At 43.6% G+C, this 22,604-nt stretch carries 22 protein-coding genes; 2 read left to right on the forward strand and 20 right to left on the reverse strand.

Going from position 1 to position 22,604, the window contains the following annotated elements; all coding sequences use genetic code 11:
• Positions 1–2 precede the first annotated feature (2 nt).
• The 13 genes from BA81_RS05070 to BA81_RS05135 all read right to left on the reverse strand — a co-directional run bounded on the left by BA81_RS05070 (position 3) and on the right by BA81_RS05135 (position 13,504).
• A complete protein-coding gene (locus BA81_RS05070; RefSeq protein WP_034280942.1) occupies positions 3–284 on the reverse strand; it encodes a hypothetical protein in 282 nt (93 codons plus the stop codon).
• The gene (locus BA81_RS05075; protein ID WP_034280943.1) at positions 281–649 is read right to left on the reverse strand and encodes a metalloprotease family protein; all 369 of its coding nucleotides are present in this window, start codon (positions 647–649) and stop codon (positions 281–283) included. The genes BA81_RS05070 and BA81_RS05075 overlap by 4 nt, the downstream gene beginning before the upstream one ends.
• Positions 646–2,043, reverse strand: a complete 1,398-nt coding sequence (locus BA81_RS05080) for a hypothetical protein (protein WP_034280945.1) — start codon at positions 2,041–2,043, stop codon at positions 646–648. The genes BA81_RS05075 and BA81_RS05080 overlap by 4 nt, the downstream gene beginning before the upstream one ends.
• Entirely contained in the window at positions 2,015–2,782 is a 768-nt protein-coding gene (locus BA81_RS05085; RefSeq protein WP_034280947.1) for an ATP-binding cassette domain-containing protein, read from the reverse strand. Before BA81_RS05085 ends, BA81_RS05080 begins: the two co-directional genes overlap by 29 nt.
• Before the next feature lie 58 nt (positions 2,783–2,840).
• Positions 2,841–3,110: a hypothetical protein gene (locus BA81_RS05090; RefSeq protein WP_024423498.1), complete on the reverse strand. Its 270-nt coding sequence runs from the start codon at positions 3,108–3,110 to the stop codon at positions 2,841–2,843.
• A gap of 259 nt (positions 3,111–3,369) precedes the next feature.
• Positions 3,370–4,662: a phosphopyruvate hydratase gene (eno, locus tag BA81_RS05095; protein WP_034280950.1), complete on the reverse strand. Its 1,293-nt coding sequence runs from the start codon at positions 4,660–4,662 to the stop codon at positions 3,370–3,372.
• 31 nt (positions 4,663–4,693) lie between these two features.
• The gene (gene gpmI, locus BA81_RS05100; RefSeq protein ID WP_034280952.1) at positions 4,694–6,229 is read right to left on the reverse strand and encodes a 2,3-bisphosphoglycerate-independent phosphoglycerate mutase; all 1,536 of its coding nucleotides are present in this window, start codon (positions 6,227–6,229) and stop codon (positions 4,694–4,696) included.
• Positions 6,222–6,983 carry a triose-phosphate isomerase gene (gene tpiA, locus BA81_RS05105; protein WP_017359213.1) on the reverse strand — a complete coding sequence of 254 codons (762 nt, stop codon included), beginning with the start codon at positions 6,981–6,983 and terminating at the stop codon, positions 6,222–6,224. The genes gpmI and tpiA overlap by 8 nt, the downstream gene beginning before the upstream one ends.
• 30 nt (positions 6,984–7,013) lie before the next feature.
• Positions 7,014–8,198, reverse strand: coding sequence for a phosphoglycerate kinase (locus BA81_RS05110; RefSeq protein ID WP_024426073.1), 1,185 nt, complete (start codon positions 8,196–8,198; stop codon positions 7,014–7,016).
• 213 nt (positions 8,199–8,411) lie between these two features.
• Positions 8,412–9,419 carry a type I glyceraldehyde-3-phosphate dehydrogenase gene (gene gap, locus BA81_RS05115; protein WP_007500174.1) on the reverse strand — a complete coding sequence of 336 codons (1,008 nt, stop codon included), beginning with the start codon at positions 9,417–9,419 and terminating at the stop codon, positions 8,412–8,414.
• A gap of 31 nt (positions 9,420–9,450) precedes the next feature.
• Positions 9,451–10,488 carry a sugar-binding transcriptional regulator gene (locus BA81_RS05120; RefSeq protein ID WP_034280955.1) on the reverse strand — a complete coding sequence of 346 codons (1,038 nt, stop codon included), beginning with the start codon at positions 10,486–10,488 and terminating at the stop codon, positions 9,451–9,453.
• 309 nt (positions 10,489–10,797) lie between these two features.
• Positions 10,798–12,171 carry an amino acid permease gene (locus BA81_RS05130; protein ID WP_051627329.1) on the reverse strand — a complete coding sequence of 458 codons (1,374 nt, stop codon included), beginning with the start codon at positions 12,169–12,171 and terminating at the stop codon, positions 10,798–10,800.
• A 139-nt stretch (positions 12,172–12,310) separates the two neighbouring features.
• Positions 12,311–13,504, reverse strand: coding sequence for an ornithine--oxo-acid transaminase (locus tag BA81_RS05135; protein ID WP_034280960.1), 1,194 nt, complete (start codon positions 13,502–13,504; stop codon positions 12,311–12,313).
• Positions 13,505–13,712: 208 nt separating this feature from the next.
• On the opposite strand from BA81_RS05135, the gene BA81_RS05140 reads away from it, so the two are divergent.
• Positions 13,713–15,152, forward strand: coding sequence for a sigma-54 interaction domain-containing protein (locus BA81_RS05140; protein ID WP_034280962.1), 1,440 nt, complete (start codon positions 13,713–13,715; stop codon positions 15,150–15,152).
• A gap of 30 nt (positions 15,153–15,182) precedes the next feature.
• On the opposite strand, the gene BA81_RS05145 is transcribed toward BA81_RS05140, so the two are convergent.
• Both BA81_RS05145 and rpoN read right to left on the reverse strand, forming a co-directional pair.
• Positions 15,183–15,920 carry a FadR/GntR family transcriptional regulator gene (locus BA81_RS05145; RefSeq protein WP_034280963.1) on the reverse strand — a complete coding sequence of 246 codons (738 nt, stop codon included), beginning with the start codon at positions 15,918–15,920 and terminating at the stop codon, positions 15,183–15,185.
• A 172-nt stretch (positions 15,921–16,092) separates the two neighbouring features.
• Positions 16,093–17,391 (reverse strand): RNA polymerase factor sigma-54, encoded by a 1,299-nt coding sequence (gene rpoN, locus BA81_RS05150; protein WP_034280965.1) that lies wholly within the window; start codon positions 17,389–17,391, stop codon positions 16,093–16,095.
• Between the two features lie 70 nt (positions 17,392–17,461).
• On the opposite strand from rpoN, the gene yvfG reads away from it, so the two are divergent.
• Complete coding sequence (gene yvfG / locus BA81_RS05155) at positions 17,462–17,677, forward strand: protein YvfG (RefSeq protein ID WP_024423509.1); 216 nt, start codon at positions 17,462–17,464, stop codon at positions 17,675–17,677.
• A gap of 20 nt (positions 17,678–17,697) precedes the next feature.
• On the opposite strand, the gene BA81_RS05160 is transcribed toward yvfG, so the two are convergent.
• The 5 genes from BA81_RS05160 to nikB form a co-directional block, all read right to left on the reverse strand.
• A complete protein-coding gene (locus BA81_RS05160; protein ID WP_034280966.1) occupies positions 17,698–19,023 on the reverse strand; it encodes an MATE family efflux transporter in 1,326 nt (441 codons plus the stop codon).
• 143 nt (positions 19,024–19,166) lie between these two features.
• Positions 19,167–19,982, reverse strand: coding sequence for a nickel import ATP-binding protein NikE (gene nikE, locus BA81_RS05165; protein WP_034280968.1), 816 nt, complete (start codon positions 19,980–19,982; stop codon positions 19,167–19,169).
• Between the two features lie 13 nt (positions 19,983–19,995).
• Positions 19,996–20,811, reverse strand: coding sequence for a nickel import ATP-binding protein NikD (gene nikD, locus BA81_RS05170; protein ID WP_183002022.1), 816 nt, complete (start codon positions 20,809–20,811; stop codon positions 19,996–19,998).
• A 4-nt stretch (positions 20,812–20,815) separates the two neighbouring features.
• Positions 20,816–21,649: a nickel ABC transporter permease subunit NikC gene (nikC, locus tag BA81_RS05175; RefSeq protein ID WP_034280971.1), complete on the reverse strand. Its 834-nt coding sequence runs from the start codon at positions 21,647–21,649 to the stop codon at positions 20,816–20,818.
• Entirely contained in the window at positions 21,646–22,590 is a 945-nt protein-coding gene (gene nikB / locus BA81_RS05180; RefSeq protein WP_034280974.1) for a nickel ABC transporter permease subunit NikB, read from the reverse strand. The genes nikC and nikB overlap by 4 nt, the downstream gene beginning before the upstream one ends.
• Between the last annotated feature and the right edge of the window lie 14 nt (positions 22,591–22,604).

Here is a 22,604-nt window from a genome sequence, read left to right on the forward strand (position 1 = left end):
TTTTATGTTCTGCGCTTTTTTACCAAATGCTTCACATATTGAATGAAGAAATAAAGGACGGCGCCAGCTAAAAAACAGACCACACATCCAAAGAGCGTCGCCTCTGAGCTGAATTGATACTCTTCAATTTTCATGATATAAAATGGCATGCCAAACAATGTTGGGCTTGATTCAACATGATTGACCTCTAGCAGCAATAAAAAAACAGGGGTCATAAACACAGCAAATACATACAGCATCGCAAGTGTTATACCGCTGGAAAACGAATGAAATACTTTGATCATCTCTTTCTCTCCTTCATCTCTTTTAAACTGGCTGTGATATTTTTCCCGTCTGGACAAGCTGGATGCAGCATCACCGTATTTAGTAAAGAAAAAAACAGCAGCTGATGACTGACCGGATGCTTCCATATCATAAAAAGAACAATCGAACAAAGCACCGGAAAGAGCGGCCCTGCAAGTGCCACCATCATATTGAAGCTCGGCCGGCCAAACGTTTCATGGACGACCGCCACATGCTTCCGATCAATCGTTATCACAAAATCAAAGAGCGGCCTTTTTTCGAATTTGTTACACACCATGACCATCAGTATATGACCGAGTTCATGTATCACCACAACCGCTAGGAAACTGCACACAAGCTCTATCATCGCAAGACAGGCCTCTTTAACATGACAGCATATATACAGATAAAGAATGCAAGTGAACCTAGCAGATAGGCGGTGGCGAGAAGATACACATCTGATGAAAGCCACTTCAATAAAAGCATATCGATGAAGCTGAATACAGCAATCATCATCACGATGACAAACAGTTTATTGAACTCACTGATCTTCACGATAAACCCTGTACAGGCCGCCATGGCAGTGATCAACAAAATGGACAAACTTGCGAGGCCATGCCCTTCACTTTCAATGCCTATCACCATAGATGCAAGCCAAATAAACACAAAATATGTCAACAAATTAATAGCGTAATAAAATAAAATTCTCGACAATAAATAAGCACTCTTTGATGTATTTAACATAAAAATAGCCCTTTGATTCATATGATATTCTCTGCCAATCATCAGCGGAAGCATGATCAATATTTCCTTTAATGCATACTGCAAAATAAAGGCATACAGCCAGCCGGTTTCTACCGGTGTAAAAACAAATGGCAGCCCCGCCGTCAAACAAACGAGAAATAAAAACAAAATGCCCTGTTCTTTAAAAACAGCTGACCGGCTGAAATAGACCAATTCCTGCCGCAGGTGCGTCAGAAAGGAAGATTGCGTTCTGATTTTCTTGTAAGAAAACGACTTTACCTCTGTTTTCAGCTGCAAAAACATCCGATGGACATAAGAAGCCGCTAACCCCTTCAGCCATAGCCAGCCAGCGCTTAGAAGGATCACCAGAAATATGAGATAGACTGATGGCCATACACGGATCATCTCCATTGCTTTTTTCAAAAGGAGAAACACCAATAGATTCAGCACCGCAAAGCCTAGCGTTTGCAGCAGCAAATGCTCTTTTGTTTTAGATACGAAATGGCTCACAGCAATCCGCATCACCATCCAAGAAGCAAGTGCAAGCAGCGCCAGTACACAGCAAGTCATGCATACAGCCGTTATCCAATACAAAGATGGCGTAACACCGCTGATCAAAAGGCCTAAGACAATCGGTAAAAAAAGCAGTCCTACCATGAGAAAACAAAAGAGCATCGGAAAGAAATACACACAAAGGACAAATGGCACACTTTGTATCGCACTATTCAAAAAGTAGAATTGATATTCCTGTCGCTTTAATTTATTGCGGGATAACAAAATAGCTGCGCCTAAAAGTAGAAGCGTCATTTTCATCAATTGGAGGTATAGAGCAGCCGGCTCACTTTCTCCTGCCTGCATGAAAAAGCGCAGGCTGATAACGACGTATATCGCGTACATGAGCAAGAAAAAAGCCGCGGCTGCGAGAAGCTGTATAGGATACTTTTTTGCGAGCTGCTTTCCTTTCGTTGTCAGCATTCCCCATTCTATTTTATGAAGAACGTGTCGTGTCCAGATCATTGAGTAACCTCTCCACCTGCATATAGTAATCTCGATTCACTTCTTTATAAATCTCTTCAAGTGCCTGATGAGGAAATGTCTGATTCGTTTCTTGGCGGGACATATCCAGTTTGACGTCCCCATTTCTTAAGATCATGAGATGGTCATAAAGCGTATCACCAAAGCTCAAATGATGGGTTGAAATGAGAATGCCAGCGCCTTGATTTCTCAGCTTCATGAGCACCTTTTTTAAGATGATCATCATATCTGGATCAAGTCCGTTCGTTGGCTCGTCGAACACATAATAATCACATGGCCTGAGGAGCTGGGAAATGATCTGCGTTTTCTTTTGATTGCCATGAGACAGCTGAGCGATAGGCTGATCCATATATGAACCCAGCTCAAACAGTTCGATGAACGTCTCCTCCCGTGTGACATCTTGCTCATTTGGCAGCTGAAGTAATTGAAAGTATTCCCTCGGTGATAAATAATCGAACAACGAATGCTCGTCAGGAATATAGGAAACATGTTTTTTCAACAAGGAGATATGTTCTGAGGATTGAAGGTTCAGCTGTTTACCGTGTAAAGTGACGCATCCTATAAATGGTGTCAGCCCAAACATGGATTGGATCATCGTCGTCTTTCCCGCACCATTATGCCCCAAAAGCAGCAGCATCTGCCCTTTCTCGACATTCATTTGAATATTACGGAGAGAGAAGGTGCGGCTATATGTTTTTTCTTTTAATCGTAATGTCAGCATCATATCCCTCCGTTTGTTTCAAATAGAACAGATGACCTTGCATCTGTTCTCATCCCTGTTAAAAACCGCACTGGATTTTAACGTACATGCCTAATAATTTGAACTCTCCTAAAAATTTCGAGCCCCGTCCAAAGGTCTTGCATGCCCAAATCAATGCTCCAAGTGAAATAATGCCTAATATAGCGGCAAGGACATAAATCCAAAATGCGTTTTTCTGTACATTCTTAGAAGTTAAAATTCGTTGCTTCCTTTCATCATATGCCGCCAATAGGTGAAGGACATACATATACACACCTACTGGAAAACGAAGGCTAAAAGGATTCAGCATCTCATCACCCCCTAATATATGTAAAATGATACCACCTCCTTACAAAAAGCATAAGTTCATTTCAGATCATATTTTTAGTCGATTTTTCATGATTTAGTGCTTATAAATGGAGAGGATTTTGGCTTCTTCTCTAACTGAAGGAGGATTTTTTACAGAAATAGGATAAGCCAAATGAATTAGCCACCGGATTTTCGCTCAACACAAAAAAAACGCTGCGTCCCGCTCTCATGAAAGAGCGGAACGCAGCGCATAGCTGACATTATTTATTCAAGTTATAGAATGTTGCAATGCCGTGATATTGTGCTGTTTCAGCCAATTGATCTTCGATGCGAAGTAATTGGTTGTATTTCGCCACACGGTCCGTACGAGACGGAGCACCTGTTTTGATTTGTCCAGCGTTTGTTGCAACAGCGATGTCTGCAATCGTGCTGTCTTCAGTTTCACCAGAACGGTGAGAGATAACAGCTGTGTATCCTGCGCGTTTTGCCATTTCGATTGCATCAAATGTTTCAGTTAATGTACCGATTTGGTTTACTTTGATCAGGATTGAGTTACCAACACCGTTTTTGATTCCTTCAGATAGCTTCTTCGTATTTGTAACGAACAAGTCATCTCCTACTAGCTGAACCTTGCTGCCAAGGCGCTCAGTTAATAGTTTGTGACCTTCCCAGTCGTTTTCATCAAGGCCGTCTTCAATAGAGATGATTGGGTATTTCGATACCATATCTTCATACCAGTCAACCATTTCAGCAGATGTTTTCACAACACCTTCGCCTGATAAATGATATTTACCGTCTTCTTTGTTGTAGAACTCAGAAGATGCAGCATCCATTGCAAGCTTCACTTCTTCACCTGGTTTGAAGCCAGCTTTTTCGATCGCTTCAACGATTGTTTGAAGTGCTTCTTCGTTAGAACCAAGGTTTGGAGCGAATCCACCTTCGTCACCTACAGCTGTGTTTAAGCCTTTTGCGCTTAATACAGATTTCAGGCTATGGAAGATTTGAGCGCCCATGCGAAGTGCTTCACGGAAGTTCGGTGCACCTACAGGCATGATCATGAATTCTTGAATGTCTACGTTGTTATCCGCATGCTCTCCGCCGTTGACGATGTTCATCATCGGTACTGGAAGCGTTTTGGAGTTGAAGCCACCAAGGTATTGATACAGTGGAATTTGTAAGAAATCAGCAGCCGCACGTGCTACAGCGATAGATACACCAAGGATTGCGTTTGCGCCTAATTTCCCTTTGTTTTCTGTTCCGTCAAGTTCGATTAACATTTTGTCAATCGCTACTTGTTCTGTTACATCAAAGCCTAAAAGCTCTGGTGCAATGATTTCATTTACGTTGTTTACAGCTGTCAGAACACCTTTTCCAAGGTAACGGGCTTTGTCTCCGTCACGTAGTTCTACTGCTTCATATTCACCAGTAGAAGCACCACTTGGAACAAGCGCACGGCCAAAGCCGCCAGATTCTGTGTAAACTTCTACTTCAACTGTTGGGTTACCGCGAGAGTCTAATACTTCGCGTGCATATACGTCAACAATGTATGGCATGTTTAATTTCTCTCCTTTTGAATCAATTTTTTTATTTCTGAATTAATGATGTTCCTGTCATCTCTTTTGGTTTTTCAAGACCAAGTAAGTCTAAAAGCGTTGGAGATAGATCGGCTAAAATACCGCCTTCTCTAAGCGTCGCACCTTTTTTCGTCACGATGACTGGTACAGGATTCGTTGTATGTGCAGTATGCGGCTTTCCTTCTTCGGTAATGAGCACGTCTGCGTTACCGTGGTCTGCCGTGATGATGGCATGTCCGCCTTTTGCCAGGATTGCGTCGACTACAGCTCCTAAGCACTCATCTACTGCTTCAATAGCTTTGATTGTTGGCTCAAGCATACCTGAATGACCAACCATATCCGGGTTAGCAAAGTTCAGAATGATCGCATCATGCTTGTCAGCATTGATGTCTGCAACAAGTGCATCCTTTACCTCATAAGCGCTCATTTCCGGCTTGAGGTCATAGGTTGCCACATCTGGTGAATTGATTAAGATGCGGTCTTCACCAGGAAATTCTTCTTCACGTCCACCACTCATAAAGAACGTCACGTGAGGATATTTCTCTGTTTCAGCAATCCGCAGCTGTTTCAATCCGTTTTGAGAAAGCACTTCTCCTACTGTGTTATCCAAATTCACTGGTTTGAAGGCAACATAACCATCAACCGTTTCACTGAAGTGTGTGAAGCAGACGAAGTGTAAATTCTTCGGATGAGCTTCTCCGCGGTCAAACGAGCGGAAATCTGCATTTGTGAAAGTGTTCGAGATTTGGATGGCACGGTCTGGACGGAAGTTATAGAAAATCACAGAGTCACCGTCGTTTACTTTGGCAACCGGCTCACCATTTTCTCTCGTAATGACAGATGGAATAACGAATTCATCGTAGATTCCATTTTCATAGGAGTCATCAACGACATCATAAATGTTTTGATAACTTGGGCCTTCACCATATGCCATCGCGCGGTACGCTTTCTCCACACGATCCCAGCGTTTGTCACGGTCCATTGAGTAATAGCGTCCAGAAAGTGTTGCCACTTCACCGACACCGATTTCTTTGATTTGATCTTCCAGCTGTTTCAAGTACACTTTGGCTGTCTTCTGACCAACATCACGTCCGTCCAAGAAGCCATGAATGTATACCTTTGTTAAGCCTTCTTTTTTCGCCAGCTTCAGCAGGGCAAAAAGATGCTGGATGTGACTGTGCACACCGCCGTCTGACAAGAGTCCAAATAAATGAAGCGCCTTGTCATTCTCTTTTGCATAAGTCATTGCATCTAGGAACGTTTCGTTTTTCTCAAATTCCCCTTCACGGATGGCAACATTCACCCTTGTTAAGCTTTGATACACAATACGTCCTGCACCGATGTTCAAATGCCCAACTTCAGAGTTTCCCATTTGACCTTCTGGGAGGCCTACTGCCTCACCTGAAGCCGTTAAGGTTTGATGCGGAAATTCATTCCAGTAGCGGTCAAAGTTCGGTTTTTTTGCTTGTGCGACAGCGTTACCGACTGTTTCGCCTCTTAAACCGAACCCGTCTAAGATGATTAATGCAGCTGGTTTCTTACTCATATTGACCTTCCTCCAATAATTGAACGAAAGACTGAGGTTCTAAGCTTGCGCCGCCTACCAAAGCACCGTCAATATCGGATTCTGCCATATATTCTTTAATATTTGCCGGCTTCACGCTTCCGCCATATTGAATGCGAAGGCTGTCTGCCGCTTCTTGACCAAATTCGCTTGCAACGGTTTGGCGGATGTGTGCGCAAACGTCGTTTGCATCTTTCGCTGTAGAAGATTTTCCTGTACCGATCGCCCAGATTGGCTCATATGCAATCACAGATTCAGCGACTTGCTGCTTCGTTAAACCAGCTAGTGCTTTCTTCACTTGATCAGCGACAAGTTCATTTGTTTTGCCAGCTTCACGCTCTTCAAGCGTTTCACCTACACAAATGATTGGAACGATGCCATGCTTGAATGCAGCATGTGCTTTTTTGTTCACTGTTTCATCTGTTTCAGCAAAGAATTCACGGCGCTCTGAATGCCCAATCACTGAATAGCCGATGCCTAAATCTTTTAGAGCAGCAGGGCTGATTTCACCAGTGAATGCACCATTTTCTTCAAAGTGCATGTTTTGTGCACCAATTTTAAGGTCTGTTCCGTTTGAAAGGCTGTTTAACTTTTCAAGGAAAAGAGCTGGCGCACAGACAATGGATTCCACTTTGTCAGGAGATGGAATAGATGACTTGACTTCTTCAACGAAGCTGACTGCTTCGCCAAGTGTTTTGTTCATTTTCCAGTTCCCAGCTATAATTGGTTTTCTCATGATTGACACTTCCTTATAGCAGTTTTGGTCTTATTTATCGTTTAATGCAGTAACACCAGGAAGTTCTTTGCCTTCCATAAATTCAAGTGAAGCGCCGCCGCCTGTAGAAATATGGCTCATCTGATCGGCAAGACCAAATTTCTCAACAGCTGCTGCTGAATCTCCACCGCCAATGACAGAATATGTATCTTTTGCTTCTGCCAGTGCTTCTGCGATAGCTTTTGTTCCTTTAGCGAATGCATCGATTTCAAATACACCCATTGGTCCGTTCCAGACAACAAGTTTGCTGTTTTTAATAACGTCAGCATACTTTTCTCTTGTCTCTGTTCCAATATCAAGTGCTTCTAGATCACTTGGAATTTCAGAGATTGGCACAATGCTTGTATTCGCATCATTTGAAAAGTCGTCGGCTACCAGAACATCTGTTGGAATCAGGAAGTTCACGCCTTTTTCCTTTGCACGGTCCATAAAGGATTTCGCTAAATCTACTTTGTCTTCTTCTAATAGAGATTTCCCTACTTCGTGGCCTAATGCTTTCACAAATGTGTAAGCAAGTCCGCCGCCGATGATGAGGTTGTCCACTTTATCAAGAAGACTTTCAATCACACCGATTTTATCCTTTACTTTTGCGCCGCCGATAATCGCTGTAAATGGGCGATCAGGGTTTGAAATGGCTTTTCCTAAAACCTCAAGCTCTTTTTGCATGAGGAAGCCTGAAACAGCCGGAAGATAAGCTGCAATACCAGCTGTCGATGCATGTGCACGGTGTGCAGCACCGAACGCATCATTGACATACACATCGGCTAAATCAGCAAATGCTTTTGATAATTCAGGATCGTTCTTTTCTTCACCAGGATAGAAACGAACGTTTTCAAGCACTAGCACATCTCCTTCTTTTAAGTCAGAGATTTGCTTTTTCACGTTGTCGCCGTAAGCTTCATCTGCTTTTTTCACTTCTTTTCCAAGAAGCTCTTGCAGACGTTTTGCCACAGGTGTCAGACGCAGTTCTTCAGTAACTTGACCCTTCGGACGACCCAAATGACTAGCTAGCAGTACCTTTGCGCCTTGTCCTGTTAAATACTCAATTGTTGGTAATGCTGCGCGGATACGAGTATCATCCGTCACTTCTCCGTCCTTCATCGGAACGTTAAAATCTACGCGGCAGAACACAACTTTACCTTTTACGTCAATGTCTTTTACTGATTTCTTATTCATGCTCGTCAGGAGATCCTCCTTTATTCTGGTTTCCTTACGCATTGGACAAGACTCTCTTTATCCTTTTCCCATTTTGCCCTCATCAAAACGAGAAATCGTGCAGAACGGATAAAAACAGAGAAAAAGGGAAAGGGATGCTTCCCCTTCCCTTGTCCGTCTTCATTATATCGTGTCTCTAGGAAAGAACCAAGTGAGTTCCTTCAGTGTGAGAAATTAAAGACCTTGTTTTGCAATGTAAGCTGCAAGGTCAACAACGCGGTGAGAATATCCGCTCTCGTTATCGTACCAAGAAATCACTTTCACCATGCTGCCTTCCATTACCATTGTAGAAAGAGCATCGATTGTTGAAGAGTTTGCATTACCATTGTAGTCACCAGATACTAATGGCTCTTCGCTGTAGCCAAGGATTCCTTTAAGTTCTCCTTCAGCTGCTTCTTTAAGTGCTGCATTTACGTCTTCAGCTGTTACATCTTGGTTTAATTCAGCCACAAGGTCAACTAAAGAAACGTTAGGTGTTGGAACACGCATAGCGCCACCGTTTAATTTACCTTTAAGTTCAGGCAATACAAGTGAAACAGCTTTCGCAGCACCTGTAGAAGTTGGGATGATGTTTTCCGCAGCTGCACGAGCACGACGGTAGTCTTTGTGCGGAAGATCAAGAATTTGCTGGTCATTTGTGTATGAGTGAACAGTTGTCATCATACCGCGTTTGATACCAAATTTATCGTTAAGTACTTTTGCAAATGGAGCTAAGCAGTTTGTCGTACAAGATGCATTAGAGATGACATCGTGGCTAGCTGCATCGTATTTGTCTTCGTTTACACCCATAACGATTGTGATATCTTCTTCGTTAGCAGGAGCAGAGATGATGACTTTTTTAGCGCCAGCTTCTAAGTGTTTCGCAGCGTCTGCACGTTTTGTGAAGAATCCAGTAGATTCAACAACGATTTCTACGCCTTGTTTACCCCAGCTTAATTTCGCAGGGTCACGCTCAGCTGATACTTCGATTGTTTTACCGTTCACTACTAAGTTTGTACCGTCTACAGAAACCTCTGCATCTAGTTTTCCGTGAACAGAGTCATATTGTAAAAGGTGTGCAAGCATGTTAGCATCTGTTAGATCGTTAACCGCTACTACCTCAACTTCAGGATTATTTAATGCTGCACGAAATACGTTACGTCCAATACGTCCAAATCCGTTAATACCGACTTTTACTGCCATGATGTTTCCTCCTTTTATAGGTCACAATGTTTTATATTGAGGGATCAATTGACTCCCTTAATAACTCTTTTGCGGCTCCTTCGTCTGTGACGAGAACCGTTCGGCGCGGTTTTTTGAAATAAGCTTCAATCGCCCCCGCCTTTGATGATCCACCTGCAACAGCAATGATGTGTGGAATGCTTTCTAGATCATCTAGCTGCATACCGACGGAGTGCACTTTGTGTACGACCTCACCATCACGATTAAAGTAATAGCCAAAGGCCTCTGTCACTGCGTCATGCTCATCAATCTTTTTTAAATCTTCAGCTGGTGTATTTCGTCTCATCGCCATTGTTTTTGCTTCACCAATACCATGAATAAGCATCGTGGACGATTTAATCGTTTGAAGCACTTCTTTGACGGACGGCTCTTCAATAATGGAAGAGTAAGCACCTTCTGACAGCTGCCCTGGAACAAACAGCAGTTTGTAAGTACCGGAAGCTTTTTCAGCCATGTGGGCACAAATGGTGTTTGCCTGATTTTTTACATTCTCCCCAAGACCGCCTCTCGCAGGGACAAACATCATATCGCGGTTTTTGGCATCAGGGGTCATCATTTCGGCAACGGCTTCCATCGTCGTTCCGCCAGTGACGGCGACGATATTATTTCCAGTAAACCTTTTTTTCATGCATTGGACAGCAGCTCTTCCCATTTCTTGCTTCACCCACGGGGATTCGTCACTGTCACCAGAAACGATCATGACTTCTTCCAGACCTAACTTTCTCTTTAATGTATTTTCCAAAAAGGTTAAACCTAAAACGTCCTTCATCATTCCTTCAAGCATTTCAAGCAAAGCGTGACCCTCACTCGTCAGCATCATGCCGCTCGTTTTGACATCCAGCAGATTTTGTTCTTTTAAAAACTGAACTTCAGCACGTAAGATGCGCTCGCTGAGACCAAGACTCGTCGCAAGGCTTCTGCGGCCAATTGGTTCAGCTAATCTGATGTACTGCAAAATGTCGTAGCGTTTTTGCATAACAATGAGAAGATCTGGCAATAATTTTTTTTGAGCTTCCAATAAATGATTCATGGCTAACGACCCTTTCTTTTCACGTTGGACCAAAAACGTCCCACTGTGACAAAAAACGTCCCGCCACAGCCAAAAAAAATCAATCCCTGCTTTCTTTAATTATTTTAACAGGATAATCTTGCATTTTCAACTCTTACAAACACATTTAGACAAAAAATAGACACATTTTCAAAGATAACCTGCTTGTCATCAAGGTTCTTGCTATGATATTTCTTTTCAAAATATTTATTTTCTTTTATATAGAATGTATTCACGATGCAAAATGTGCATGCTGGTGAGATCAGCATGCACATTTTTTTCAGGATTTGCTTATGTTTTTGTGATGGTTCCAAACTGTTTTGCCTCTTCTTTCGGTTTGATTTTGAGATAATAAATGATGTAACAGGCAGCCATGAACGGAATTCCGCAATAAAGACCGATCCGCTGATCCTCGATAAAAAACAAGCTGATGAGGACAATGCCAAATGCGATAAAGCCTGCTAATGGGACAAATGGATAGAGCGGTGTTCGGAAGACGAGATCCTTTACATCTCCGCCCGCCTTTATGAATTGTTTTCTAAAGAAATACTGGGACAAGCAAATAGACATCCACACCACAACAAGAACCATACCAGAAATAGAAATGAGCCACACATACACCGTTTTTGGTGCCACAACACTTGTCAGCAGAGATAGTGCAGATACGCCCATTGTGACCAATAGTGCATTGATCGGAATTTTACGCTTGGACAGCTTTTTCGTAAAGTCAGGTCCTTTCCCGTCTTTCGACAGTGCCCAAAGCATACGTGATGATGCATATAATCCAGAGTTTGCTACAGATAAGACCGCTGTGATGATGATAAAATTCATGATATCTGCAGCATACGGTATACCGACCTTGTCCAGCACGACGACAAACGGGCTGTCGACGGTGCCTGCTGTCTGCCATGGAAGAAGTGCGGCCAGAACCGCAATGGATAAAACGAAAAAGACCATCGTTCTCCAAATAATATTTCGTATAGAACGAGGCAATGTTTTTTCAGGGTTTTCACTCTCTCCTGCGGCAATCCCTACAAGTTCTGTTCCTTGAAAGGAGAAATTGACCGTGACCATGGTTAATAAAATAGCAAAAACGCCGTTAGGAAATAGTCCGCCATGATCCGTCAAATGACGAAATAGAGGAGCTGGTTCTCCATCTTTCAAATGAATCATTCCGAAAATTGCGCCAATTCCAATGATAATAAATAATAGGATGGCAGCGACCTTAATGGCTGAAAACCAAAACTCGGTTTCAGCGAAGCTGCGAGCTGAGATGGCATTCACGGCAAATAAAATCACGCTAAACGCAAGACACCACAGCCAAACAGGGATATCTGGGAACCACCTTTGGAGCAAAATGCCTGCTGACGTAAACTCCAGTCCTATTGTACATGCCCAGCTAAACCAATAAAGCCAGCCGATCATAAAGCCTGTGGACGGACCTATATATTTGGTTGCATACTCCTGAAAGGAACCCGCTGTTGGCATCGCCACTGCTAATTCTCCAAGACAGAGCATCACCAAATACATTAACAATCCGCCAATGATAAAGGATAGAATGGCTCCCCCGGGTCCAGCCTGATGGATAATGAGTCCTGACCCAAGGAAAAGACCAGTACCAATGACGCCGCCTAAGGCAATCATAAAGAGATGCCTGCTTTTCATGGAACGTTCTAGTTCATTATGCTGTTCTTGGTTCAAATCCGCTTCCCCACTTTCACTCTTCTATTCATCATCCTTTGACAAAATTCGCTGTTCGTTGAAAGAGAAAGGGAGAAAGTGAAGGTTTCTCCCCCTTTGACATTTATGCTTGAAATAATGCTTCAATATGACCAATCGCCCAGTCTAAATCTTCTTTAGATATCGTGAGAGGCGGTGCAAAGCGGATGACGGTCTCATGGGTTTCCTTACATAACAGCCCTGCTTGTTTCAGCTTTTCACAATAAGGTCTCGCTGCCTCTGTCAGCTCCATGCCGATAAATAATCCGCGGCCGCGCACTTCCTTGATGACAGGACTTTGAATGCGCGTGAGTTTGTCTTTTAAGTATTCGCCAAGCTCCATAGAACGCGCTGCAAGGTTTTCGTCGATTAAGACATCCAGTGCAGCCAGCGATACCGCACACGCAAGAGGATTTCCGCCGAAGGTAGAGCCGTGAGATCCAGGGTTAAACACACCTAATATATCGCGGTTTGCGACCACACACGAGATTGGGAATACACCGCCGCCTAAAGCTTTCCCAAGAATCAGCATATCTGGCTCAATGTCTTCCCAGTCACATGCAAACATCTTTCCTGTTCGCGCTAATCCAACCTGAATTTCATCCGCAATGAACAGCACATGTTCCTTTTCACAAAGCGCCTTCGCTTCCTTCAAGAAGCCTTCTGGCGGCATGACAATTCCCGCTTCTCCTTGAATAGGTTCGATCAGAAAAGCCGCTGTTTGTGGTGTGATGGCTTCACGCAACGCTTCAATATCTCCGTAAGGAATCAGTTTAATGCCTGGAAGCATTGGACCGAAACCTCTTTGATATTCTGCTTCAGAAGAAAGGGAAACAGCCGTCATCGTTCTGCCATGGAAGTTACCGACGCACGCAATGATTTCTGCGCGATTGTCTTCGATTCCCTTGACGTCATAGCCCCAGCGTCTTGCTGCTTTGACAGCTGTTTCTACAGCCTCAGCTCCAGTATTCATCGGGAGTGCCATCTCTTTATTCGTCAGTTGACAAATTTTCTCATACCAAGGACCAAGCTGATCATTGTGAAAAGCTCTTGAGGTCAGTGTTACCCGGTCTGCCTGTTTTTTGAGCGCTTCAATAATGCGGGGATGGCGATGCCCTTGGTTCACTGCGGAATATGCACTCAGCATATCCATATATCGATTGCCTTCAGGGTCTGTCACCCAAACTCCTTCAGCCTCTGAAATCACAATTGGCAGTGGATGATAGTTTGCCGCACCGTATTGTTCGGTTTGTTGAATCAATTCATTTGTCTGTGTCATCGTCTATTCCTCCTTCTATAAGCAGCCTCTTTTTCATTAGGTTCATCTACACACATATGATATGCAAGGATCGTGCCAACTTTCTGCCTGCATTATGGCGGTGATTGATCTGGTTTTTTATGCAAAATATTTTTGCATCTGCCAAATTTTTTAGAGGAAACCGCAAAATTTTTCATGTAAAATAGAGGTAACGTCTGGAGGTGGCGCAATGAAAGAAGATTCGTATACTGCAAAGCTCGAAAATGAGATTGATCTGTATAAACAAATGCTCGATTTAATAGATGTCGGGGTTCATGCAATTGACGAGAATGGCAACACTGTTGTCTATAATAAAAAAATGATGGAGATTGAGTCTTTGAAACGCTCTGATGTTCTCCATAAAAATGTATTAGACCTCTTCGTCTTCCAAGACGACATGCACAGTACGCTTGTCCAAGCGCTGCGTACTGGGAAACAAACCGTTCATGCAAAGCAGACGTATCATAATTACAACGGAAAAGAAATCACAACGATTAATCATACATACCCGCTCGTTCGAGACGGCCTCATCCAAGGAGCGGTTGAAATTTCGAATGATGTGACGAAGCTGGAACGGTTGATTCATCACAATATGAAGAAAAAAGGAAGCACGCGCTTTACCTTTGATTCCATTATTGGACAAAGCCCTGCGTTTTTAGAGGTGATTGAGCATGCAAAACGAGCGACACGCACCTCTTCCTATGTGCTCATTGTTGGAGAAACAGGGACAGGAAAAGAACTATTTGCACAAAGTATTCATAACGGCAGCAGCCGGTCATCTGGACCATTTATTACCCAAAATTGCGCGGCACTGCCTGATAATCTCATTGAAAGTCTGCTCTTTGGTACACAAAAAGGGGCTTTTACAGGCGCAACTGATCAGCCCGGCTTATTTGAACAGGCGCAGGGAGGTACACTGCTGCTTGATGAGATCAACTCATTAAATCCTGGTCTTCAAGCAAAACTGCTGCGTGTATTACAGGAGAAACGTGTGAGAAGGCTTGGCAGCACAAAAGAAATCGCTGTTGATGTAAGAGTCATTGCCAATATGAATGAGGATCCTGTAGATGCAATCGCAGGCGGACGCATGCGCAAGGATTTATTTTACCGGCTGGGTATTGTCACCTTATTTATTCCGCCGCTTTCTGAGCGAAAAGAAGACATTCCTACGTTTGTCAGTCATTTTATTCAAAAATATAATGAGCTGTTTCAAATGAAGGTGAAAGCGGCTGACGAAGAGGTACTAGCCCTTTTTCAAGCGTATGATTGGCCGGGTAATGTACGAGAACTGGAGCATGTGATTGAAGCGGGGATGAATATGATGATGGATGAGGATTACTTAAGCCTGCATCACCTTCCATATCATTTTAGATTTAAGCATGGGGAAGGGCGTCCTGCAGCGCAATTACAGACGAATCCTTTGCAGCATACCGCAGCAGCTGACACGTTTATTTATACAAGCCAAGAACATACGACTGATTTTCAAACCCAAATGGAACGATTCGAAAAACAATACATCGTCCATTACTTAGAAAAAATGGACGATAATATTTCACAGACTGCAAAGATACTGGGCATGAGCAGGCAAAGTCTGCAATATCGCATGAAAAAGCTGCATATTTCTCGTTAATAATAGAGCTGTGCCCTTATTCGGCACAGCTTACTGTGGTTCTGACTCTCTTGCCGGTTCTTGAATCACGTCACTCTGCAGTTTTTCTACATTTTTTAAATGCGTGAGCATCGCTCTTTCTGCTTCTTCTGGCTGTCTTGCCAAGACGGCTTTGTAAATGTGTTCATGTTCTTTGTAAAGCTGCCGAATGGAGGCTTTTTTTGAAAACAAGACGGCTTTTCTCGTCTCACGCATCGTTTCTACCAGCAAGGTGGAGACCTGATTCATTAATGCTTTTAATAAATCATTCTTTGAGGCTGTGGCTATGGCGAGATGGAAGGAGAGGTCTGCCTCTTCACCAGTTTCTTTATGTGCTTCTGCGAGTTTCATTTGTTCGAGTGCCTCACGCAGCTGATGAAGGTCATCGTCCGTTCGGAGCAGCGCTGCCTTTTTGACAGCACCCGTCTCAATAATGGTCCTTAATTCAAGGAGCTGCGTGACATCATGCTGCTTCATCAAAAATGCAGGAGACAGACTAAATGTGAGCTGTTCAGGATCGAACTGCTTCACATATGTACCTTCCCCTTGCTTCATCTCTATTAATCCGATCGCTTTGAGAGCAGACAGCGCCTCTCTTACAGCAGAACGGCTGACTTGAAAGCTTTCTGAGAGCGCTTGAACCGAATCTAATTTTTCCCCCGGAAGAAGCTCACCTGTACGAATGGATTCAATTAATGCATCCGCAATTTCTTCATATATTTTTTTCGTTTTGATTTGTTTATATTTCAATTGGTCTCACCTCATCACTGTTGTCTATCCCTATCGGCTCATGCCCTATCTTATACTTTACCCCAAAATTTCCGATCACACGTCTCCCCTCTTTAATTTTCAAGAAATCTTCGGGCTGCCTTGCTTTCAACAAAAAAAGAAGCACGTGCCATGTTCTGGCAAGTACTTCTTTTTAATCGTATCGCTTCCGCAGCGTAGAGGACGGAAGATTCATTTGTTCGCGATATTTTGCAATGGTTCTGCGTGACGCCCGGATGCCAAAGGTTTGCTGAAGCAGCGTCATGATTTGCTGATCTGAATACGGTTTTTTCTTATTTTCCGTTTGGATGAGTTCTGCAATGTGCGTTTTGACAGTGTAGCTGGACGCCTCTTCTCGTGAATGCCCTTCTAATTTTGCTTGGAAAAATTGTTTCATTTCCATGAGACCATAAGGGGTTTGCACCATTTTCCCTTTTACAGTCCGGCTGACTGTTGACTCATGCACTTGCAGTATATCTGCGATCCGCTTCATCGTAAGCGGTTTCATTTTATGTTTCCCTGTTAGGAAAAAATCTGTCTGATGTGAGATAATCTCACGAACGACATGAGTCATCGTTTGCTTTCTTTGCTTCAGCGCTTGGACAAGCCAATTGTACTGCTGCTCTTTTTCCTTTAAATACGTGTATGCTTCATGCCGCTTTTGTTCTTGAATCATGGCGAAGTAGCCTTCATTCATTTCAACGTCTGGAAAAGCGCGCTGATTCAGCTCAAATGTGATGTGATCCTGCATCACAGTAATCGTCACATCAGGCTCTATATACAGATGCTCTTCATCATATGAGAAATGAAGGCCTGGTCTTGGTTCAAGCTGAGACACTACATCTTGTACCGCTTGGAGTGTTTTCATTGAAACACCTGTTTTCGCCGCAATTTCCTTCCAAGCCTTTCTGGCAAAAAGAAAGAAATGCTCTTCGATGATCAGCTCGGCTTCATACCAGCGTTCCTTTTTTCTTCTCAGTTGAAGGAGGATACATTCCTGCAATGATCTTGCGCCAATACCGGCAGGCTCTAGGGATTGCAGCTGATGAAGGACAGCTTCTACTTCTTCAGCTGGGACCTCTAAGACAGCTGCCATTGCGTCAATCGGTTCATTTAGATAGCCATTGGAATCAATGGACTCAATCATAAAGTAGAAGATTCTTTGATTCTTTTCACTTAAATTTAAATCAATCGCCTGTCTCTTTAAAAACATTTGCAGGCTTTCTTTTTGATGCGTTCGATACGGCTCTGTCATTCGATCGTGTGATTTTTTATGATAAACTGGTTGGTAGCTGTCCGTGTCTTTCCGCTCAATCAGAGGGTTCTCAAGTGCTAACTGGTCAAGATACTCGCCGAGCTCTGTGCAATTCAGCTGCAGCAGCGTAATGGCCTGCCTGAGTTCTGGTGTGAGCACCTGCTTTAATACCTGTTCTTGTTGCAGTTTAAGGCTCATTGTCTCCCCTCCCTCTCATCATTTTACATGAAGATTGACGGACCGTATATACGAAATAGGAGTGATTTCTATGTCTGAACTTTTTTCCGTTCCATACTTTGTCGACAACTTGAAGCAGCACATCGCCATGAACCAAAATGAAGACAAGGTTCATGCCATGAATGCCTATTACCGCTCAGTGGTGTCAACGCTTGTTCAAGACCAGCTGACCAAAAATGCGGTTGTATTGAAGCGAATTCAGCATCTTGATGAAGCCTATCAAAAGGTGAAAAAAGAAAGCGAATGAACGAAAAAGAACACCCTTTGTCAAGATGGCAAAGGGTGTTTATCATATGCGAAAAGTTTCTGATCCAGCCTCGATTTATACATCATCAAAAAGCCAGACCGCCCTACAGTATAGATGATAAAAGCAAACCATAGGCCATGATTGTGCCAAATAGGCGTGACCGCGGTTTGAACGACGATAAACAAAATCATCGCAAACAGCATCGAGTTTCTAACAGGGGCAATTTCTGTCGCACCTGTAAATACGCCGTAAATGACCAATCCGAAGCAAGCTGCAAATGGATAAAGAACAAGCCAGTCTGCATAGTGTAATGTCACATCAAGCAGCTGAGGGAGATTTGTAAACAAGCTCAATATCGGCTCTTTTAATAAAAAATAAACCGCCGCAATGACACATGCCATGACAAGTGCCCACTGCCTTGAAAGGGTTAAGGTTCTTTCATAGAGGGTGCGGTCATTTGCACCAACTGATCGGCCAACAAGGATGCTGGACGCATTGGCAAAACCATCGAACAAATAAGCCATGATGTAGTGAATTTGAAATAAGATGGCATTGGCTGCCAGCAGCTCTGTACCAAAAGAAGCACCTTTTGCGGTAAACATGTTGATGACCACTAGCAGACAGATCGTACGAATAAACAAATCCTTATTCACATGAAACATTTTCTGCACTGCCTGTGTATCCATGATTTTCTTAATGGAAGGCATCTGGAATCCGTTTGACGAATGCTTCATGATGATCCATGCCCCTAACACAAAAGCGGTTAGTTCAGATATCAATGTCGCAGCCGCAACTCCTTTGACTGCAAACGAAAACACATGAACAAGCAGAAATGCGAGCGCCATATTCATGACATTGATCAAGATTTGTAATGAAAGAGCTTCTTTCATTTTTGCCATCCCCATCAGCCAGCCCAATATGACATAATTCATTAAAGTAAATGGCGCTCCCCAAATGCGAATATGAAAATAGTCTGCGGCAAATTGACGGACATCAGCATCAGGAGAGATGACTAGAAAAGCAGATTGAATGATCGGCCATTGCAGAGCAATAAAACAAAGTCCGACGATGACGGCGACGAAAAAAGGTCTTAGAAAAGCAAGAACGCCTAGTTCCTCATTCTGCGCTCCGTTTGCCTGGGCGGCAAAAGCAGATGTACTGACCCGCAAAAAACCAAACAGCCAATATAATGTACTGAAAATGAGACTGCCGACCGCAACGCCTCCAATGTAAGCGGGATTTGCGAGCTGACCGACAACCGCTGTATCAACAGCTCCAAGTAATGGAGTGGTCATCGTTGAAATTGTTAAAGGAATAGCCAAAGCCAAATACGCTCGATGGTTCATCGCTGCCGCCTTCCTTTCATGAAAAATAGCCTCTTTCCTAAAAGAGGCGCAGATTGCTCGCAAAGGGCTAAAATCTTTCTTTTCGCCCTTTGTCTTTTTTTCAGCTTGAGACCTACACGCTGAGGTATTGATAAAATGAAGTTTTACCGAACCGGTCTGCCAATCGTTCGTGACAAAGGATGGTCTGCGAGCATTGCATTTCTCATTTTCCGCACCGCTTCCTTTTCTGATGAAAAAAAATCATCCTTTGATTGAAACTGGGCAGCAAGCTCTCCTTGATCAAGAATCGCCAATTGATCACATAAGTGATAGGCTGCTGTTATATCATGTGTAATAAATAAGTAAGCCACACCCAGCTCCTTCTTTAATTCTACTAATAAATCTAAAATGACAGCCTGTGTGACCATGTCTAAGCTGCTGACAGATTCATCAAGTACAATGAGCTTTGGCTGGAGCAATAAGGCTCTAGCGATGTTGATCCTTTGCAGCTGGCCGCCGCTGAATTGGTGCGGATATTTAGACAAATCCTTTTCACCGAGCCCGACTCTTTCCAGCCAGTGAATCAGTATGTTTTTACGTTCCTTCCGGCTCATAGATTCATAGTTTTCAAGCGGCTCAGATAAAATTTGTTCGACTGTCCACCTTGGATTTACCGCCGAATAGGAATCCTGAAACACCGCTTGCACATGCCGGCGAAAATGCTTACGTGTTGGCTGATCTGCACGATAGACATCCTGACCTTCAAAAAGAACCTGTCCAGCTCTTGGTTTCTCTAAACCAAGTATGATGCGGCCAAGTGTACTTTTTCCTGCACCGCTTTGTCCCAGCAGCCCAAGGCAGGTGCCTTCTTCAATAGTTAAATCGACGCTTTTCAGAACAGGGGCTGCGCCTTTTTTTCTCACTAGAAATGACCGGCTGTTGTATGCATGACTGACTGCTTTCACTTCTAATAAATGCAAGGGACTTCTCACCTCAAATCGGACAAACAGCTGGGATGGATGGACGAGCTGCTAATAGTTTTTTTGTATAATCATGCTTTGGTTGTTCAAAAAGTTCAAGAACTCCCGCCTTTTCAACTATTTCTCCTTGTTTCATGACGACAACTTGATCTGCCATTTCAGCAATGACACCAAGATCGTGGGTAATGAGTAAAATGGCCGTTCCATGTTCATGACGAATTTGGTTCAGATGCTGAAGCACCCGTTTCTGATTGTGTACATCTAATGCGGTTGTCGGCTCATCTGCAATGATGAGGGGCGGGTGCATACAGGCAGCCATGGCAATCATGACACGCTGCAGCATCCCTCCGCTTAATTCAAAAGGATACTTATTGAACAGCTGGTCTGGCTGCGGCAGATTCATTTTCGCTAACGCATCTATTGCCTGTGATCGTGCCTTCCTTTTACTGACAGCAGTATGCCGGCGGATGGTTTCAACCAGCTGATGGCCGATTGTCCATACCGGCGTAAAGCTGTTCATTGGATTTTGCATAATATACGAGATGTCTTTGCCCCGAATGGAACGCATATCCTTTTCACTTATACCGATCAATTCTCGTCCCTGTAATGTGATACTGCCAGTGACTTCAGTTGTTTTTCGATCAAGCATCCGTAAGATCGACATACTTGTTACTGTTTTCCCGCAGCCGCTCTCACCGATTAATCCAAGAATTTGACCACGCCCTACTTCAAACGAGACTTCTTGAATAAGAGGGGTTGTCCCTTGAGGTGTTTTCGTCTGCACATGCAGGTTCTCTATTTGTAAAATGGACTCTTGCACATTGATCATTCCTTTACACACGGCGTTTGATGCCATATTTCTCTGAAAGGGCTTCTCCTAGTAAATTAAACAGAACCACCACAGCCATGATCACAAGACCTGGGTACAGCATTAACTGAGGATTCGTTTGAATGTACGACTTTCCTTCATGAATCATCGCTCCCCATTCAGGCATAGGAGGCTGAACCCCTAATCCGAGGAAAGACATCGCAGAAATGTCCATAATCGCCCAGCCCATTTCAAGTGTTCCAATGACGGCTAATGGCGGCAGAACATTTGGAATCATATGCTTTCTCATGATGTTCCAGTGCGAGGTCCCACTGATCTTCGCAGCTGCAATAAAGTTCTGTTCTTTTAAACTGAGCACCATTCCTCGGAAGACGCGCGCATAATACACCCATTGCACAAGCATCAAGGCAAGTACGACTTGAGAAAGTCCCGGACCGAAGATGCCGACTAATCCAAGGATCAGCACCAGGTTTGGAAATGCCATGACGCCGTCACAGATTCTCATCAATACGTGATCGATCCAGCCGCCTTTGTATCCTGAAAACAGGCCGACAATTAAACCAATGAATAACGAAGAAAGAAAGATTAATAGCGCACAGCCAAGCGAAACACGCGCACCATATAAAACACGAGATAAATTGCATCGCCCTAATTGATCTGTCCCAAGAGGATACTCCCACGAAGACCCCTTTAGCTTCATCGCTAGATTGACAGCTGCCGGATCATGCGGAGCGATCCACGGTGCACATATTGTCACAATCAGCAGGAGACCGAGCAGCAAAGCGCAGATCGAGATCATCTTTTGATGAGAGAAGAGATGTTTTACTTTTGTCATCATTGCTGGCGGCCTTCCTTTCTAGAAATACGGGGGTCAATGATCAGCTGAACTAAGTCAACGATCAAGCTGCTCAAGATAAAAATACAGGCCGACATGAGGACATAAAATTGAATGACAGGCAGATCCCGGTTAAAGATCGCTTCAATAAAAAAGCGGCCAAACCCCGGCCATGAGTAAACGGCCTCTACAATAATGGTTCCGGTTAACAGCTTGCCAAGGTTCACCCCTAGTCCGGTCAGCATCGGCGATATCGCCATTCTGAACACATGCTTGAACATGATCGATTGTTCCTTCAATCCTCTGATTCTCGCATATTGAACGAAAGGCTCTTGAAGCGCCTCACTCACACTTGACCGTAACAGCCTTGTATACGTAGCAATTAAAGGGACTGCCAGTGTGATCGACGGCAGAATGAGATGCTCCCATGTTCCAATCCCTTCAACTGGTAAGAGGTCAAGCTTCACTGAAAAAAAGAAGATGAGCAAATACCCCAAGACAAACGTCGGGATAGATGCTCCTAAGAAAGAAATGAGCCGGCTCACATGATCCACGGCACCATTTTTCCTCATGCCGCTGAAAAAGCCGAGCGGAATGCTGACACAAATAGCGATCAGCAGACTGGTAAGCGCCAATTGAATTGTCGCCGGTATTCGATAAATCACCTCATCAACGACAGGCTGATTGGACATATACGACTGGCCGAAATCAAGGTGAATGACTTTTTCAATGGTATGAAGATACTGCATATAAAATGGCTCATCTAAGCCGAATTCACTTCGTTTTTGCGCTAATATTTCATCCGTAGGCTGAATATGAGCCGCTGCTAAATATGCCTCAGCCGGGTCAACTGGCGAGAGGTGAATCATACCAGTTGTGAGCAGTGTGGCTAATAAAAATACAGGAATAATTGATAGCACTCGTTTGACGATATAGCGGCCCATTTCCTTACCTTCCT

The sequence above is a fragment of the Bacillus safensis FO-36b genome (genome assembly GCF_000691165.1).
Taxonomy (GTDB): domain Bacteria; phylum Bacillota; class Bacilli; order Bacillales; family Bacillaceae; genus Bacillus; species Bacillus safensis.

Excerpts from the sequence above, each read along its gene's own strand:
- BA81_RS05130 (WP_051627329.1), bottom strand. The coding sequence starts at position 12,171 with ATGAAAAGCAGGCATCTCTTTATGATTGCCTTAGGCGGCGTCATTGGT.
- tpiA (WP_017359213.1), bottom strand. The coding sequence starts at position 6,983 with ATGAGAAAACCAATTATAGCTGGGAACTGGAAAATGAACAAAACACTT.
- BA81_RS05140 (WP_034280962.1), top strand. The coding sequence starts at position 13,713 with ATGAAAGAAGATTCGTATACTGCAAAGCTCGAAAATGAGATTGATCTG.
- gap (WP_007500174.1), bottom strand. The coding sequence starts at position 9,419 with ATGGCAGTAAAAGTCGGTATTAACGGATTTGGACGTATTGGACGTAAC.
- nikC (WP_034280971.1), bottom strand. The coding sequence starts at position 21,649 with ATGATGACAAAAGTAAAACATCTCTTCTCTCATCAAAAGATGATCTCG.
- BA81_RS05090 (WP_024423498.1), bottom strand. The coding sequence starts at position 3,110 with ATGCTGAATCCTTTTAGCCTTCGTTTTCCAGTAGGTGTGTATATGTAT.
- BA81_RS05075 (WP_034280943.1), bottom strand. The coding sequence starts at position 649 with ATGATAGAGCTTGTGTGCAGTTTCCTAGCGGTTGTGGTGATACATGAA.
- yvfG (WP_024423509.1), top strand. The coding sequence starts at position 17,462 with ATGTCTGAACTTTTTTCCGTTCCATACTTTGTCGACAACTTGAAGCAG.
- BA81_RS05160 (WP_034280966.1), bottom strand. The coding sequence starts at position 19,023 with ATGAACCATCGAGCGTATTTGGCTTTGGCTATTCCTTTAACAATTTCA.
- nikD (WP_183002022.1), bottom strand. The coding sequence starts at position 20,811 with ATGATCAATGTGCAAGAGTCCATTTTACAAATAGAGAACCTGCATGTG.
- BA81_RS05070 (WP_034280942.1), bottom strand. The coding sequence starts at position 284 with ATGATCAAAGTATTTCATTCGTTTTCCAGCGGTATAACACTTGCGATG.
- BA81_RS05120 (WP_034280955.1), bottom strand. The coding sequence starts at position 10,488 with ATGAATCATTTATTGGAAGCTCAAAAAAAATTATTGCCAGATCTTCTC.
- BA81_RS05085 (WP_034280947.1), bottom strand. The coding sequence starts at position 2,782 with ATGCTGACATTACGATTAAAAGAAAAAACATATAGCCGCACCTTCTCT.
- nikB (WP_034280974.1), bottom strand. The coding sequence starts at position 22,590 with ATGGGCCGCTATATCGTCAAACGAGTGCTATCAATTATTCCTGTATTT.
- rpoN (WP_034280965.1), bottom strand. The coding sequence starts at position 17,391 with ATGAGCCTTAAACTGCAACAAGAACAGGTATTAAAGCAGGTGCTCACA.
- eno (WP_034280950.1), bottom strand. The coding sequence starts at position 4,662 with ATGCCATACATTGTTGACGTATATGCACGCGAAGTATTAGACTCTCGC.
- BA81_RS05135 (WP_034280960.1), bottom strand. The coding sequence starts at position 13,504 with ATGACACAGACAAATGAATTGATTCAACAAACCGAACAATACGGTGCG.
- gpmI (WP_034280952.1), bottom strand. The coding sequence starts at position 6,229 with ATGAGTAAGAAACCAGCTGCATTAATCATCTTAGACGGGTTCGGTTTA.
- BA81_RS05110 (WP_024426073.1), bottom strand. The coding sequence starts at position 8,198 with ATGAATAAGAAATCAGTAAAAGACATTGACGTAAAAGGTAAAGTTGTG.
- BA81_RS05080 (WP_034280945.1), bottom strand. The coding sequence starts at position 2,043 with ATGATCTGGACACGACACGTTCTTCATAAAATAGAATGGGGAATGCTG.